This window comes from Saccharopolyspora gloriosae (genome assembly GCF_014203325.1).
GTDB lineage: Bacteria > Actinomycetota > Actinomycetes > Mycobacteriales > Pseudonocardiaceae > Saccharopolyspora_C > Saccharopolyspora_C gloriosae.
Window position 1 is genome coordinate 588048 of sequence record NZ_JACHIV010000001.1, and the last position, 14790, is coordinate 602837.

Here is a 14790-nt window from a genome sequence, read left to right on the forward strand (position 1 = left end):
CAAGGTAGCTGTTACTCGAAGTAACATGCAATACGCGGGGCGCCGGAGCCGCGCGGAGGTCGAAGGGGAGCGCCGTCATGGTCAGGACCTTGCAGGTGAACGATCGGGAGAAGACAGCGGCCCGGCTGCTGAAGTCGTCCGCGAAGAACAGCTACGACCCCGACGTCGACATCGACTGGAACGCGCCGCTGCTCGACGACGCGCCCTACATCCCGTTCCACCGCAGCAGCCTCTACGGCACCCGAATGTGGGACCGGCTGGACCACGCGCAGCGCGTCGAGCTGACCAAGCACGAGTTCGCCAGCATCGCCTCGAACGGGCTCTGGTTCGAAGTCCTGCTGATGCAGATGCTGCTCAAGGAGTTCTACGACTCCGACCCGCGCTCCGAGCACGCGCACTACGCGCTGACCGAGATCGCCGACGAGTGCAGGCACTCCACCATGTTCGGCAAGGCTGTTCGGCGCGTCGGAGCGCCCGCCTACGGCCCGGTGCCGCTGCTGCGCCACGGCGGCCGGGTGCTGCCCGCGATCCTGAAAGGCCCCTCCGCGTACGCGTCGATCCTGGTGGCCGAGGAGATCCTGGACCGGTTCCAGCGCGACCAGATGAACGACGAGACCGTGCAGCCGCTGGTTCGCATGGTCAACCGCATCCACGTGCTGGAAGAAGCACGGCACGTCACCTTCGCCCGCGAAGAGGTCATCCGGCGGATGGAGAAGTGCAACGCCGCCGAACGCGCCTGGCACCAGTACTGGACGGCGCTGGTGTCCTACGGGATCTGCTTCAGCCTGATCAACCCCAGGGTGTACAAGTCCGTCGGCCTGCGGCCGAGGGACGCGCACGCCGCCGCCTGGGCGAACCCGCACTTCCAGGACACCCTGCACTGGGGCGGCGAGAAGATCATGAGCTTCCTGGACGAGGCGGGGCTCATCGGCAAGCCCGGCATGACCTTCTGGCGCAAGTCCTTCCTGATCCGCTGACCACTACTCCAGAACAGGAAACCCGCACCGCGATGACGAGCACCCTGGACACCGACACCCTCACCACCGGCGACGGCGTGCGGCTGCGCGTGTGGGAGCACGGCCCGGCCGACGCCCCCACCACGTTGCTGCTCGTGCACGGCTGGACGCTCACCACGCACACCTGGGACCGGGTCGTCGACGCCGTGCTCAGCGAGTCGAACGTGCGCGTCGTGCGCTTCGACCTGCGCGGGCACGGGGAATCGGAGGCCGCGCCCGCCGGATCGGCCACCATCGAACGCTGCGCCGACGACGTCGCCGAACTCATCGCGCAGCGGGTGCCCACCGGGCCGATCGTGCTCGCCGGCCACTCCATGGGCGGCATGACGATCATGGCGCTGGCCGAGCGGCACCCGGAGCTGTTCGCCGCGCGGATCGCCGGGGCGGCGCTCGTCGCGACCTCCAGCGGCGACCTGGCCGCGCCCACGCTGGGGTTGCCCGCGCCGATCGCCTCCGTCGCGCACCGCGCCGAACTCGGCGTGCGCGGCGTGCTCGCCAAGTCCGCCGGCAAGCGGCTGAGCAGGAACTCCCGCCCGCTGCGACCGGGCATGCGGTGGCTGCTGTTCGGCGCGGGCGCCGAGCGGCAGGACGTCGCCGACAGCGCGGACTGGGTCGCGGCCTGCAACCCGTCGAACCTGGCGGGCTTCCGCAAGTCGCTGGCCGAGCACGATCGCGCGCACGCGCTCGCCGCGCTGCGATCGATCCCGGTGGTGGTGCTCGCGGGCTCCGCGGACCGGCTCTGCCCGCTGCCGCACTCCCGGCGCATCGCCGACGCGCTGCCGCACGCGCGGCTGCTGGTGTACTCGGGCGCCGGGCACATGCTGCCGATGGAGCGCACCGACGAGGTCGCAGACCGCATCACCGAACTGGTCGGAGCCGCAGACCGGAGTTGAGTGCCTGCCTTCGCTCCCGCGTTCTGCGTTGGGGTCGGGTGGCGGAACCTCAGCGCTCTTCTCGCTGCGGGATCTTTTTCCCAAGTGGCTCCGCCACGAGGGAAAAAGCCGTCCTCGCGAGAAGGGCGCTGAGAACCCGCGGCGGTGCCGGTGGGCATGGTGGTCGCTGCTCAGCGGCTTCGCCGCTGACAAGAAGAGGTTTGCACCGGGGCAGGTGCTAGGAGGCCGAGCCGTGTGGAGATCGCGGCTCGGCCTTCGTCGTCTTTCGGTGGTCAGCCGTTCTGCAGCGGGAAGCCCGCCAGGCCCTTCCACGCCAAGGTGGAGATGAGGCTGATCGCCTCGTCGCGCTGCACCGACTCCGTCTCGTCCAGCCAGTAGCGCGCGGTGACCTGGCTCAGCCCGACCAGGCCGAACGCCAGCAGCCGCGCGCGTTCCGAGTCGAGGCCGGCGTCGGCGGTGACGGCCTCCGCGACCGCGTCCACGCAATCCGACAGCGCGCCGTCCACGGCCTGGTCGACGGCCGGTTCGCCCCGCAGGTCCGATTCGAAGACCAGCCGGAAGGCCTGGCCCTCCCCGTCGACGAACTCGAACAGCGCGCCGACCGCGGCGCGCACCCGCTGCTTGTTGTCCGGGGTGGTCTCGATGGCCTCCCGGACGCGGCGCACCAGCTCGCCGCCGTGCATCTCCACCAGCGCCAGGTACAGCTCGAGCTTGCCGGGGAAGTGCTGGTAGAGGACGGGTTTGCTGACCCCGGCGTGCTCGGCGATGTCGTCCATCGCCGCCGCGTGGTAGCCGTTGGTCACGAACACGTGCTGAGCCGCCGTGAGCAGCTGTGCTCGGCGGGCGTCGCGGGGCAGCCGAACGCCTCTGCTCGGCTGCGCGGTCTCCGTCATGCCTGCCCCACCCGTCCTTCCGTGACACCTGCTGGGCGCTCCAGCCGGGGAAGCACAACCTTACTCGCCGGTAAACTCGGTCTCGACCACATCCGGCGGTTCGTCGCCCTCCCGGGGCATGCTGGGGGCATGCGGACGAGAACACGTCGCCTCGACGCATCGCGGTCGAGCGGCGAGCTGACCAGGGTTCCGATGCCCGCCGACGCCGTCGAGACCCACCTCTCCGGCGTCCCCGCGCCCGGTCGGCAGGTGCCGCTGATCACGGGATTCGGCCCGGCGACCGTGCACGTCCGGGACACGCCCGGCTCCGAGGACGGGATCGCGGTGTACCTGCACGGGCTCGCGGGTTCCGCCACGAACTGGACGGACCTCGCGGCATCGCTCGCGCCGCACCTGCGCGGGATCGCCGTGGACCTGCCGGGGTTCGGGCTGTCCGAACCGCCGGACTGGTTCGACTACAGCTGCGAGCAGCACGCGCACGTCGTGATCCGGCTGCTGGAGGAGTCGCTGACGGGCGCGGTGCACCTGTTCGGGAACTCGTTCGGCGGTGCGGTGGCCGTGCTCATCGCGGCGCGCCGCCCGGACCTGGTGTCGTCGCTGACGCTGATCTCCCCGGCGATGCCGGACCTGCGGCCCGATCCGCGGCGGCTGTCCGATCCGCGCATCCCGCTGGCCTGGTTGCCGCTGCTCGGGCCCGCGGTGCGGCGGCGGCTCGCGGCGGTGCCGCCGGGCGAGCGCGCCCGGAAGCTGCTGGAGCTGTGCTTCGCCGACCCGGCGGCGGTGCCGGACGACCGGCTGCGGCTGGTCGTCGAGGAGTTCCGGGAACGGGCGGACTTCGCCTGGGCCGAGGCGGCGCTCGGGCGCACCACGACCGGACTGATGTGGTCCTGGCTGTCGCCGCCGTGGCGTTCCCCGTGGAACCTGCTGCCGGAGGTGGCGGCGCCCGGCCTCGTCGTGTGGGGCGCGCAAGATCGCGTGGTGAGCGTCCGGAAGGCGCCGCGGACCGCGCGGGAACTGCGGCGCGGACGACTCCTGGTGCTGCCGCGCACCGGCCACGTAGCGCAACTGGAGCATCCGCGGGTGGTCGCGGCGGCCGTGATCGGGATGCTCCGGGAGGTCGAAGTCGACCGTTGGTGATCACCGAGAGCCGAATCGGGTGATCTTTGTCGGGTGTACCGGACATCGCAGGCCACAGCCTCGCTGCCCACGATCGCGCTATGGCAGGCTTGTACCGTGCCGCGCCCTCCGAGACGATCCCGTGACGCCACCCCCGGCCACTCGGATGCGGCGGACGGAGCCGCACCGCACGCGCGGCGCCGACCGCGCCCGGACGAGCCGCTCGCGGCGTCCTGGCGCCCGTTCGACGAGCGCGACTACGACATCGACGAGCCGGAGCGCCCGCGGCGCGAACGGCGCGGCGCCTGGTCGCTGTACGGGTGGCGGATCTACGCCGTCCCGCTGCTGGTCGTGGTCACCGCGCTGGCCGTGTTCGAGTCCGTGGACCCGGGGTCCGAGCAGCTCGGTGAGGCCGGGCCGGGAACGCACCTGCAAGCGCCGAACGTGCCCGAGGCGCCGGTGGTCACCGAGGCTCCGCCGGGGCAGACCTACGACGCGGACATGTTCTCCGCCGAACTCCCGCCGGGCTCGCCCGTCCCGGAGGTCGGCGGGCGCACCTTCGACGTGCTGCCCGGTGCCTCGCCGAAGGTCGGCACCGGCGGCGACCTGTACCGCTACACGGTCGAGGTCGAAGTCGGCGTGCGGCTGGAAGAGGGCAACGACTCCTTCGGCAGGCTCACCCAGCAGACCCTCGCCGACCCGCGCAGCTGGACGAACCCGGAGGCGGGCGACATCGCGCTGCAGCGGGTCGACGGCTCGGCCTCCCCGGACTTCCGGGTGACGCTGGTCAGCCAGAACACGGCCAGGGAGATCTGCGGCTACGGCAGCGGGCTGCCGTTCGACACCTCGTGCCGCATCTCCGACCGGGTCTACATCAACGCGGCCCGCTGGGTGCGCGGCGCGGTCGCGTTCGAAGGCGACATCGGCACCTACCGGCGCTACGCGATCAACCACGAGGTGGGCCACGTCTTCGGCAACGGGCACGTGCCGTGCGGGCAGCAGGGCGGCCTGGCGCCGGTGATGATGCAGCAGACGTTCAGCACCGCGAACAACGAGCTGCACGAGCTGAACAAGGCCGTGCCGCAGGGCACGGAGATCCCCGCCGACGGCTACGTCTGCAAGTACAACGCGTGGCCGTTCCCCGTCGGCGGCAGCGGCCGCTGATCTCCCCGGCCCGCGGAAACGTGCGCGCGGCCACTCCGTTCCCGGATCGTGGGAGTAATTTGGGAGGCGGGAAGACGATCCGCCACTCTGGCGTTGCACCTTTCGCGCCGGTTCGGTTCCACCGATTCCGGGCGCGGACGCTCGTCGCCTCCGCGGAAGCGGAGAACGGCGAGGTGAGGACCACTGAGGAGGAGCTGGGAGATGTCCGGCGATTCAGCCCAGGCAACGACGCTCCCGCCGCTCGTTGAGCCGGCGGCGGAGTTGACCAAGGAAGAGGTCGCGCGCTACAGCCGCCACCTGATCATCCCGGATGTCGGGATGGACGGGCAGAAGCGGCTGAAGAACGCGAAGGTCCTGGTGATCGGTGCCGGTGGCCTCGGCAGCCCGGCACTGCTGTACCTGGCCGCGGCCGGTGTCGGCACGATCGGCATCGTCGAGTTCGACGCCGTCGACGAGTCGAACCTGCACCGCCAGGTCATCCACGGCCAGTCCGACCTGGGCAGGCCGAAGGCGGAGTCGGCGCGCGACTCGATCGCCGAGATCAACCCGTTCGTCAAGGTCAACCTGCACCAGACGTACCTGTCCTCGGACAACGCGCTGGGCATCTTCGCCGACTACGACCTGATCCTGGACGGCACGGACAACTTCGCCACCCGGTACCTGGTCAACGACGCCGCGGTGCTGGCGGGCAAGCCCTACGTGTGGGGCTCGATCTTCCGCTTCGAAGGCCAGGTCAGCGTGTTCTGGGAGGAGAAGGGCCCGAACTACCGGGACCTGTACCCCGAGCCGCCGCCGCCCGGGATGGTGCCGTCCTGCGCCGAAGGCGGCGTGCTGGGCATCCTGTGCGCCTCCATCGGTTCGATCATGGTCACCGAGGCGGTCAAGCTCATCACCGGCATCGGGGAGACCCTCGTCGGCAGGCTGATGATCTACGACGCGCTGGAGATGAGCTACCGGACGGTCAAGATCCGCAAGGACCCGAACGCGGACAAGATCACCGAGCTGATCGACTACGAGGCGTTCTGCGGCGTCGTCTCCGACGACGCGCAGCAGGCGGCCGTGAACAGCACGATCACGCCGCGCGAGCTCAAGGACAAGTTCGACCGGGGCGACAAGTTCCAGCTGATCGACGTCCGGGAGCCGCACGAGTACGAGATCGTCAAGATCGACGGCTCCACGCTGATCCCGAAGGACCGCATCCTCTCCGGCGAGGCGCTCGCGGAACTGCCGCAGGACCGGCAGATCGTGCTGCACTGCAAGTCCGGCGGACGCTCCGCCGAGGCCCTCGCGGCGCTGCACAAGGCCGGGTTCTCCGACGCCGTGCACGTCGGCGGCGGAGTCCTCGGATGGGCCAACGAAGTCGACACCAGCCTGCCTACTTACTGATCGTTCCGGTCTTTTTGCTCGGGTGGTCGGGTGGCGGAACCTCAGGTGTCTTCTCGCTGCGGGATCTTTTTCCCAAGTGGCTCCGCCACGAGGGAAAAAGCTGTCCTCGCGAGAAGACACCTGAGAACCCGCGGGTGAGGACTTCTCGACGTGGGCTATGTGCTTCGCACATACAGGCACGGTCTTCGGCCGCAAGGCAGACTTCGCTTCGCTCGTCCACTGCACGGCTTCGCCGCAGAGGCACGGTCTTCGGCTGTGAGGCAGGCTTTGCTTTGCTTGCCCACTGCACGGCTTCGCCGTTAAGCACGGCCTTTGGTCGCTTGGTAGGCAGGGCGCTTTGGTCGGGTGGGGTGGCTGGTTCTGTTGGTGTGTGGGGTAGAAGTGCAGGTCGCTCGGGTTGATGGGTGGCGCTGTGCGGCTGTTCCTTCCGGTCCGGTTCCTGTTGGGGGCCGGGCCGGTCGTCGTTTCGGGGGGTTCGGGAGCGGGAGATCACGATTCGCTTCGGGGCATGATCTGCGGAGTGCCTGACCCCCATTCGGGGATCTCCGAGGTAGCGTCTGCGCCGTGACTGGAACTCCGGAGCCGCCCCCGCCGCACGTGCGCGCGGCGTTCGGTGCGCGCGGGGAGGACGCCGAACTGCTCAACGGTGGCGTCGCCTGGCGCTGCGGTGAGGTCGTGCTCAAACCGGCCGCGAACACCGCCGAAGCCGCCTGGGTGGCGCAGACCCTCGACCTGTTGGAACCGGACGAGGTGCGAGTGGGCAGACCGGTCCGCTCCACCGACGGTCGCTGGGTGGTGTCCGGCTGGTCCGCGAGCCGCGACATCACGGGACGTCCGGAGCCGCGCCACGACGAGGTCGTGGCCATGTCGCTGCGGCTGCACGCCGCCAGCAGCGTGCTCACCCGGCCCAGGTTCGTCGACGCGCGGCAGGACATCTACGCGCTGGCGGACCGGATGTCCTGGGGCGAAGAGGACTACCCGCTGCCGCTGGACAAGGGCGGCAGGCTCTACGACGTGCTCGCCGGATCGCGGCGCCGGACGCAGCTGCGCCCGCAGGTGGTGCACGGCGACCTGTTCGGCAACGTCCTGTTCGCCGGCAACGCGCCACCCGGAATCATCGACTTCGCCCCGTTCTGGCGACCCGCCGAATGGGCGGCGGCCGTCGCGGTGATCGATGCGCTGTCCTGGGGCGGTTCGGACGCGGCGATCGTGGAGCGCTGGTCGCACCTGACGGACTGGCCGCAGGCGCTGCTGCGGGCACTGCTGTTCCGGCTCGCGGTGCACGCGCTGCACCCGCGTTCCACGACGGCGTCGCTCGGCGGCCTGGAGCACGCGTCGCAAATGGTCCTCGAAGTCCTCTGATCCCGGCGTCGCACCTCGGCCGCGCACCCGGTCCGCCGCGCGGTGCCGTGGGGGTGTGACGATGGGCGGGTGGCAGAGACCGTCGACGACACCGGACCGCTGCGCGGGTTCACCGCGGGGATCACCGCCGAGCGCAAGGCGGGTGAGCTGGGCGCGCTGCTGGAGCGGCGCGGCGCGGCGGTGCGCTACGCCCCGGCGATGCACACGGTCCCCGTCCACGACGACGGCGAGCTGACCGCGGCGACCGAAGCGGTGCTGGAGCGGCCCGTGCAGCACGTGGTCGCGGTGACCGGCACCGGGTTCCGCGGTTGGCTCGAATCGGTGCAGGCCCAGGGCTCGGGGGAGCGGCTGCTGGAACACCTGGGCCGGGCGGAACTGCTCGCGCGGGGAGCGAAAGCGCGCGGAGCGATCCGCGGTGCGGGGTTGCGCGAGTCGTTCACCGCGCCGACGGAGGAGGTCGCCGACATCCTCGCCCGGCTGCTGGAGACCGGCGTCGCGGGCGAACGGGTCGTCGTGCAGCTGCACGGTGATCCGATGACGGACTTCCGGGAGCGGTTGCGCGCGGCGGGCGCCGAAGTGCTGCCGATCGTGGTGTACCGCTGGACGGACCCCGTGGACCTGCCCGCGCTGGACCGGCTGATCGACGAGGTCATCGCGGGCGAAGTGCACGCGCTGCCGCTGACCAGCGCGCCGGCCGCGACGAACTTCTTGGCCCGCGCGGAGCGGACCGGCCGCGGCCCGGCGCTGCTCGCGGCGCTGCGCGGCGTGTTCATCGCCTGCGTCGGCCCGGTCACCGCGGCCCCCATCGCCCGAGCCGGGCTCCCGCACGCGATGCCGGAGCGAGCCCGCACGGCCGCGCTGGTCAAGCTGGTCGCCGACGAACTCCCGACCTTCCGCCCCTGACCCCGAGCGAACCGTCACGGTGTGGACGACTCCTGCAATTTCGCGAGAAGTCGAACCACCCGACCGAGATGAACCCCGTGTTCCGAGCCGGGAACGACCTCTCTGATCAGCCGAGACGGGTTGTCCACAGGGGGTGTCCGACACGCCGGAGCGTTCGATTTCGCGAGAAATCGCGGGTCTGCGCGGGGTGTGCGGATCAGGGGCCGGACCAGCGGTAGCGGCGCATGTTGATGCGGGCTCCGTCGGCGAGGACGCCCTCGCCGCGGAGCAGTTCGAGCTGGCGCTGCCGCAGGTGCTCGGCGATGGTGCCGTCGGAGCGCAGCACCCGGTGCCACGAGATGTCCGCGCCGTCCTCCGCGAGGATCCGGCCGACGAGCCGCGCCGACCGCAGCCCCGCGAGCTCCGCGACGTCGCCGTAGGAGAGCACGGAACCGGGCGGGATGGCGGCGACCACGGCTCGAACCCGTTCCAGCGTTTCCTCGTCCACGGGTGCAGTGTTCCAGAACGGCCGACGTCACCGGTGGGAGCCGGACGAACCGCTATTACAAGCGGCGGATGCCATCGAGCACTGCCTGCAGCAGGTCGTAGTCGGGTTCGCGCAGCGGCGTGAGCGGCACGCTGAGATCACCGCTGTCGAGCAGGTCGGACACGAGGACCTTCGCCACCACCAGCGGGATCTCCAACGCCGCGGCCAGATCCTCGACCGACCTCGGCTGCGCGCACAGCAGCAGGATGCGTTCGCGGTCGGCGTCCCACTCGTCCGGGGCGGCGGGTTCCGGCGCGGCCACGACGAGGGTGGCGCGGTCCAGCTCGGCGGCTGCGGCGTGGGTGCGGCCGCGCGTCATCGCGTACGGCCGCACCAGCGGACCGGCCGCGCCGTCGCGCCAGCCCCCGGTCGCCGCCCGCCGGGAGGTCACGTCGCCGTCGGGGTCAGCCGGGAGCGGGGTGCGGCCTCGATGGCCCGCCCCGCCTGCTGGACGAACAGGTTGATCTCGTAGGCGATGAGCCCGACGTCGGCGTGCTCCTCGCCGAGCAGCGCCAGGCAGGAGCCGTTGTCGGCGGCCGTGACGAACAGGAACGCGTGGTCCATCTCCACCACGGTCTGCCGGATGGAGCCGCCGCCGAAGCGGTGCCCGGTGCCGCGGGCGAGGCCGTGCAGCGCGGAGGCCGTCGCCGCCAGCGCCTCGGCGTCCACTGTGGACAGTTCGGGCGAGCACTCGACCACCAGGCCGTCGGTGGACAGCACGACCGCGTGGCGGGCCCCCGCGACGCGGTCGACCAGATCACCCAGCAACCGGCCGAGCTCGAATTCGGTCGTGGTGCTCGTGTGCCGCACTGCGCATCCCCTTCACTCGTCGGTCGTGCTCGCGTCCGGGTCGGCGGGCCTGCGGCCCCGGTCGGTACCCCGCTGGATGGCCGACATCAACGCCCGGATCTCCGCGGCGGAGCGGGATCCGGATTCCGCCCGCCGTTCGTCCTCGTCCGATTGCTCGCGGGCGAGCTCCGGCGCGAGGTTGGCCTGCTTGCGGCGGCGGGGGAGCGGAACCGCGGCTTCCTCGGGTTCCGACCCCGGATCGCCGTCCGGGCCGTTCGTGCTGTCGTCGGTGCTGTCGTTCGTGGTCGCGTCGCCATTGCCGGGCGACGCGGTGTCGGTGTTCGTGATCGGCCGGTGGCCGGTGGGATCGGTGGTCGCCGGATCCGCGTCCGCAGGCCAGGTGACCTGGTCCGCGTTCCCGGCGGGATCCTCGGTCGGCCATGCCGCGTCGAGCGCGGATTCGTGCTGAATTCCGGGCTCGATCGGTTCCCCTCCGTCCGAACGGTAGCCGCGCTCCGCCGACGAGTCGTCGCCCGAAGCGGTGACGTCGGCTGAACGCTCGGGTGGCGTCCGAACCGGCTCGGAGTCCGCGTCCTCGGCCGCGGCGTCCGTTGGGTCCGAATCCTCCGTGTCGGGCGGCCAGGAGTGGTCGTCGGTGGTGAGTTCTCCGTCCGCGGCACCGGATTCCGGCTCGGGGACGTCCGGAGCGGGCTCGTCGGAGCCGATCGCTTCGAGTTCCGGGTCCGTGGTCTCGATGCTCGACGTGCTCGGCGTGGCGGGAACGTCGGACACCGCAGCGGAGTCCGCGTCGTCGGTGGTCGTCTCGTCGGAGTCCGTCTCGCCGGTGGCGGGGGAACTCCCGTGCTCGTCGTTCGCCGACGTGAACGGGTCGAACGCGGCGCGATCCGCCTCCACCGGCTCGTCGGCGACGTCCGCGAGGTCGACGGATTCGGCCGCGGCATCGGCGGTCGCCGTCTCGTCCGGCTCGTGCCGCGGGTCGTCCCCGGAGGCCGACCGCACCCTCGGGAGCTGGGAGGTGTGCGCCTCGCCGGGATCGGGCTCGATGGGCTCCACGATCAGCTTCGCGGGCACCAGCACCGTCGCCCGGGTACCGCCGTAGGCGGAGGTGCGCAGCTCCACTCCGATGCCGTGGCGGTCGGCGAGCCGCGCCACCACGAACAAACCGAGCCTGCTGTCCGAGCGCAGCGCCATCGCGTCGAACTCCGGCGGGCCCGCCAGCATCGCGTTCGCCGCTTCCCGGTCGGTGTCGGCGATGCCGAGGCCGCGGTCCTCGACTTCGATCACCACGCCGCGGGCGACGGTGTGGCTGTGCACGTTCACCCGCGATTCGGGCGGGGAGAAGGACGTCGCGTTGTCCAGCAGCTCCGCCAGCAGGTGCACCGTGTCGGCGACCGCGTCGCCGTGCAGCGCCAGATCCGGCGGTCGCTGCACGCGCACCCGCGCGTAGTGCTTCGTCTCGGCGACCGCGCTGCGCAGCACGTCGGCGAGCTCGATGGGGCGCGACCACCGGCGGCCCGGCTGCCCGCCGCCGAGGATGATCAGGTTCTCGGCGTTGCGGCGGGCGCGGGTGGCGAGGTGGTCGAGGCCGAACAGCAGGGCCATCCGGTCCGGGTCCTGCTCCTCGCGCTCCAGGCGGTCGATCATGGTCAGCAGCCGGTGCACCAGGGCCTGGCTGCGTCCGGCGATGCCGAGGAAGACGGTGTGCACGCCCTCGCGGGCCTGCGCTTCCTGCACGGCAGCGGACACCGCGGTGCGCTGGGCGGTGTTGAAGGCCTCGGCGACCTGGCCGATCTCGTCGCGGCCGTAGTCGAGGTGCGCGACCTCGCGGTCGATGTCGACGCGCTCGCCGCGGCGCAACCGGGCCACGATCTCCGGCAGCTGCCCGCCGGCGAGCAGCAGGGTGTCGTCGCGGAGCCCGTTGAGCCGCCGGGACAGGCCGCGGGACACCCGCAGCGCGACGAGGATCGCGAGCAGCACGATCAGCAGCGCGACGACGCTGCCGATCGCGACCTGGATCAGGTTGCGGTCGCCCGCTTCCAGCCCGGCGGCGGCGGTGCGCTGCGCCTGCGTGGAGGCCAGCGTGGTGAGGTCGTCGGTGACGAGGTCGCTGGTGGTGAGCCAATCGGTCGCGTCGATGGCCGGTGCGTCGTCGTCCGGGCTCCACGGCCCGAGCTCGACGATCTGGTCCTCCAGCTCGGTGAGGTGCCGGAAGTGCGGCGTTGAGATGATCTTGGTGTACCGCGCCCGCACGTCGGGCGGGGCGGACGCGGCGCTGGACTCCAGCTCCAGGTGGTAGGCGCCGGTCAGGTGCGCGAACGCCCGGTGGTCGGCGGGCGTGAAGGTGCCGGTGCGCAGCCCGTCGGAAGCGAGCGACGCGGCTCGCGCCATCCGGTCCGCGGCGGTGAAGAACGCGTCGGCGCGCAGTCCGCCCTGGGTGACCGCGGAGTCCGGGAACAGCCGGGCCTGCGATTCGAACAGCGCGGAGCCCGCGTCGACGAAACCGTTGTAGTAGCCGTGGATCTGGGCCCGATCGGCCTGCATGCCGTCCACGCGGGCCCGCATCACGGGCAGTTCCGCGATGACCCGGTTGAGCGCGCGCATCCGGGCGGCGACCTCGTCCGGCGCCTGCTGCAGCGTCGGGTCCGCGGCGTCGCGCATCGCGGTCAGCGCCCGGTCGGTCGCCTCGCGCTGCTTGCCGAGCCGTTCGCCGGCGGAATCGGGGGCCGCGGCCTGCAGCAGGCTCAGCGTGCGTTCCTTCTGCGCGGAGGCCAGCACCCGCATCGCGGGCAGCGACACGTCGCGCACGCCGGAGGCGATGCCCCGCAGGTGGAACCCGTTGTAGAGGGTGATCCCGCTGATGATCGACCAGAGCACCAGCAGCGCGATGCCGGGTATCAGGACCACGCCGTAGAGGCGATCGCGGATGCTGCGGCGGCCTTTGCGCCAGTCATCGAGCTTCTGCACTACGTCCCACCCGTGTGTGCCGGTGCGCGCGACGGAGCGCGTCGCGGCGGTCTCGGCGGCATGCGAAGCACCACGCCGTCGGGCGAGGTGTCGTGCTGAGGGAGACGGGTTTGCGGGGTGTGGCGATCGGACGCTCGCGTCCCGGTCCCCCCGATTCGCTTTTCCCGCATGAAACCGCAGGGATTTTAGCACGCCAAGATCAACTGGTGGAACGGCGGATCAGCATTGCGCCGTACGCCCCAACGGAAACTGGGACGCACGGCGCAATGGAGCGTGGAGTTCGAGGGCGACAGCCCTCGCACCTTCATTCTCTTGTCAACGCCCGACCGGCGAAGCCTGTCCGCCCACCCCGAAAGCACCTTGCGGCGTAGCCGTGCCTTGGGCGGCGAAGCCAGCCTGCCTCGCGGCCGAAGGCCGTGCCTCGCGGCGAAGCCGTGCCTCGGACGAGCGAAGCGAAGTCTGCCTGGAGGCGAAGCCGTGCCTGTATGTGCGAAGCACATAGCCCACGTCGAAAAGCCCTCACCGGCGGGTTCTCAGTGAGCCTCTCGCGAGGACGGCTTTTTCCCTCGTGGCGGAGCCACTTGGGAAAAAGATCCCGCAGCGAGAGGCTCACTGAGGTTCCGCTACCCGGACACCAAAGCAGAACGAGCCCGACAATCAGCCAGCAAACCCGGCAACGATCGAGGAGAACTCCCACGGCTGCTGCTCGGCGCCGCTGCAGCTGCTGACGTCGCCGCTGCCGTCGCAGGGCCGGTCGCGGTTGACCGACCAGAAGGTGAACCGGCCGAGGCCCTTCTCCTTGGCGTAGTCGGCCATCTTCTGGAACGCGGCCACGTCGACGTGCTCGGCGGGCTGGTCGGTGTTGCCGTTCATCGACGAGATGCCGACGTGCGCGTAGGCCGCCGCGTCGTCGTAGCCGAAGGCCGTCTTGACCTGTTCCTTCAGCGCGTCGGTCGTGGTGATCGTGTCCTGCGCCATGTCGGTGCCGTTGAAGTCGAACGGCATCTGCGTCCACACGTCGATGTCGGCGCCGATCTCGGCGGCCTTGGCGATCATGGCCTTGCCGTTCTCGTTCGGCCCGGTGGTGGTGGTGCCGAACGTGACGACGGTCTTGAGGCCGGGGTTGGCCTCCTTCGTGATCTTCAGCGCTTCGATCACGCGGTCCCGGGAGGCGGGGGTCTCGACCTCGGTGGATTCGATGTCGATGTCGATGGCCTTGAGGCCGTAGGCGTCGATCACCTTCTGGTAGGCGCCCGCGAGGGACTGCGCGTCGGTGCAGACCTCGCCGAGCTTGTTGCCGCTCCAGCCGCCGATCGAGGGGATCACGTCGCCGCCGCCGGCGCGGATCTCGTCGATGGTTGCCTTGTCCTGGCCGTCGAGCGGACGGGTGCCGTCCCAGGCGGGGTTGCAGCTGCCGTCGGCGTTGATGAACGCGAGCGTGAAGTCCTTGATGCCGGTCGCGCCCTGCACCTCGGACGGCGCCGGCGGGTTGCCCCAGCCGTTGTAGAGGTAGGGCGAGGCCGCGACGGGGCTCTCGGCCTGGGGCGCGACGTCCTGCTTGGCGCTCAGCGCGGGAACGGCGGTCAGGGTGGCCGCACACGCGACGGCGACACCGGTACCGGCCAGGGTGAGCATGTTCTTGCGGAGCTTGCCCACTGGTCCTCCTTCGGGGATCTTGTTCGCCACGGCGGGGATTCGTGGCTCAGCGGGACTTTCCCAGAACCTGAAATTGGTTCGTACCACCAAAAGGAACATCG

Annotated in this window: 13 protein-coding genes; 7 read left to right on the forward strand and 6 right to left on the reverse strand. The window is 71.0% G+C overall.

Translation table 11 applies throughout. The features are described from left to right. Nucleotides 1-77 precede the first annotated feature (77 nt). Together BJ969_RS02835 and BJ969_RS02840 are read left to right on the forward strand one after the other, a co-directional pair. Nucleotides 78-977 carry an AurF N-oxygenase family protein gene (locus tag BJ969_RS02835; RefSeq protein ID WP_184477026.1) on the forward strand — a complete coding sequence of 300 codons (900 nt, stop codon included), beginning with the start codon at nt 78-80 and terminating at the stop codon, nt 975-977. Nucleotides 978-1009: 32 nt separating this feature from the next. After that, the gene (locus tag BJ969_RS02840) at nt 1010-1909 is read left to right on the forward strand and encodes an alpha/beta fold hydrolase (RefSeq protein ID WP_184477027.1); all 900 of its coding nucleotides are present in this window, start codon (nt 1010-1012) and stop codon (nt 1907-1909) included. Nucleotides 1910-2181: 272 nt separating this feature from the next. Here BJ969_RS02840 and BJ969_RS02845 read toward each other — a convergent pair whose 3' ends face one another. Then, nucleotides 2182-2802, reverse strand: coding sequence for a TetR/AcrR family transcriptional regulator (locus tag BJ969_RS02845; protein WP_184477029.1), 621 nt, complete (start codon nt 2800-2802; stop codon nt 2182-2184). A 129-nt stretch (nt 2803-2931) separates the two neighbouring features. Between BJ969_RS02845 and BJ969_RS02850 the strand changes: the two genes are divergently transcribed. The 5 genes from BJ969_RS02850 (at nt 2932) to BJ969_RS02870 (ending at nt 8733) form a co-directional block, all read left to right on the forward strand. Then, on the forward strand, nt 2932-3939 hold the full coding sequence (locus BJ969_RS02850; protein ID WP_246456664.1) for an alpha/beta fold hydrolase: 1008 nt from the start codon (nt 2932-2934) through the stop codon (nt 3937-3939). A 96-nt stretch (nt 3940-4035) separates the two neighbouring features. After that, nucleotides 4036-5082 carry a DUF3152 domain-containing protein gene (locus BJ969_RS30735; protein WP_184477031.1) on the forward strand — a complete coding sequence of 349 codons (1047 nt, stop codon included), beginning with the start codon at nt 4036-4038 and terminating at the stop codon, nt 5080-5082. A 201-nt stretch (nt 5083-5283) separates the two neighbouring features. Further along, entirely contained in the window at nt 5284-6468 is a 1185-nt protein-coding gene (gene moeZ / locus BJ969_RS02860) for an adenylyltransferase/sulfurtransferase MoeZ (RefSeq protein ID WP_184477033.1), read from the forward strand. Nucleotides 6469-7032: 564 nt separating this feature from the next. Next, a complete protein-coding gene (locus BJ969_RS02865; protein ID WP_184477035.1) occupies nt 7033-7830 on the forward strand; it encodes a TIGR02569 family protein in 798 nt (265 codons plus the stop codon). A gap of 69 nt (nt 7831-7899) precedes the next feature. Further along, entirely contained in the window at nt 7900-8733 is an 834-nt protein-coding gene (locus BJ969_RS02870) for a uroporphyrinogen-III synthase (RefSeq protein WP_184477037.1), read from the forward strand. Between the two features lie 196 nt (nt 8734-8929). Here BJ969_RS02870 and BJ969_RS02875 read toward each other — a convergent pair whose 3' ends face one another. From BJ969_RS02875 to BJ969_RS02895, 5 genes are all read right to left on the reverse strand, one after another. Then, complete coding sequence (locus tag BJ969_RS02875) at nt 8930-9220, reverse strand: MGMT family protein (RefSeq protein ID WP_184477039.1); 291 nt, start codon at nt 9218-9220, stop codon at nt 8930-8932. A gap of 55 nt (nt 9221-9275) precedes the next feature. After that, complete coding sequence (locus BJ969_RS02880) at nt 9276-9650, reverse strand: DUF742 domain-containing protein (RefSeq protein ID WP_343071190.1); 375 nt, start codon at nt 9648-9650, stop codon at nt 9276-9278. Beyond that, nucleotides 9647-10069, reverse strand: a complete 423-nt coding sequence (locus BJ969_RS02885) for a roadblock/LC7 domain-containing protein (protein ID WP_184477041.1) — start codon at nt 10067-10069, stop codon at nt 9647-9649. The genes BJ969_RS02880 and BJ969_RS02885 overlap by 4 nt, the downstream gene beginning before the upstream one ends. 12 nt (nt 10070-10081) lie before the next feature. Beyond that, on the reverse strand, nt 10082-13033 hold the full coding sequence (locus tag BJ969_RS02890; RefSeq protein ID WP_184477043.1) for a nitrate- and nitrite sensing domain-containing protein: 2952 nt from the start codon (nt 13031-13033) through the stop codon (nt 10082-10084). Between the two features lie 657 nt (nt 13034-13690). Next, nucleotides 13691-14689: a glycoside hydrolase family 18 protein gene (locus BJ969_RS02895; protein WP_184477046.1), complete on the reverse strand. Its 999-nt coding sequence runs from the start codon at nt 14687-14689 to the stop codon at nt 13691-13693. Nucleotides 14690-14790: the final 101 nt, after the last annotated feature.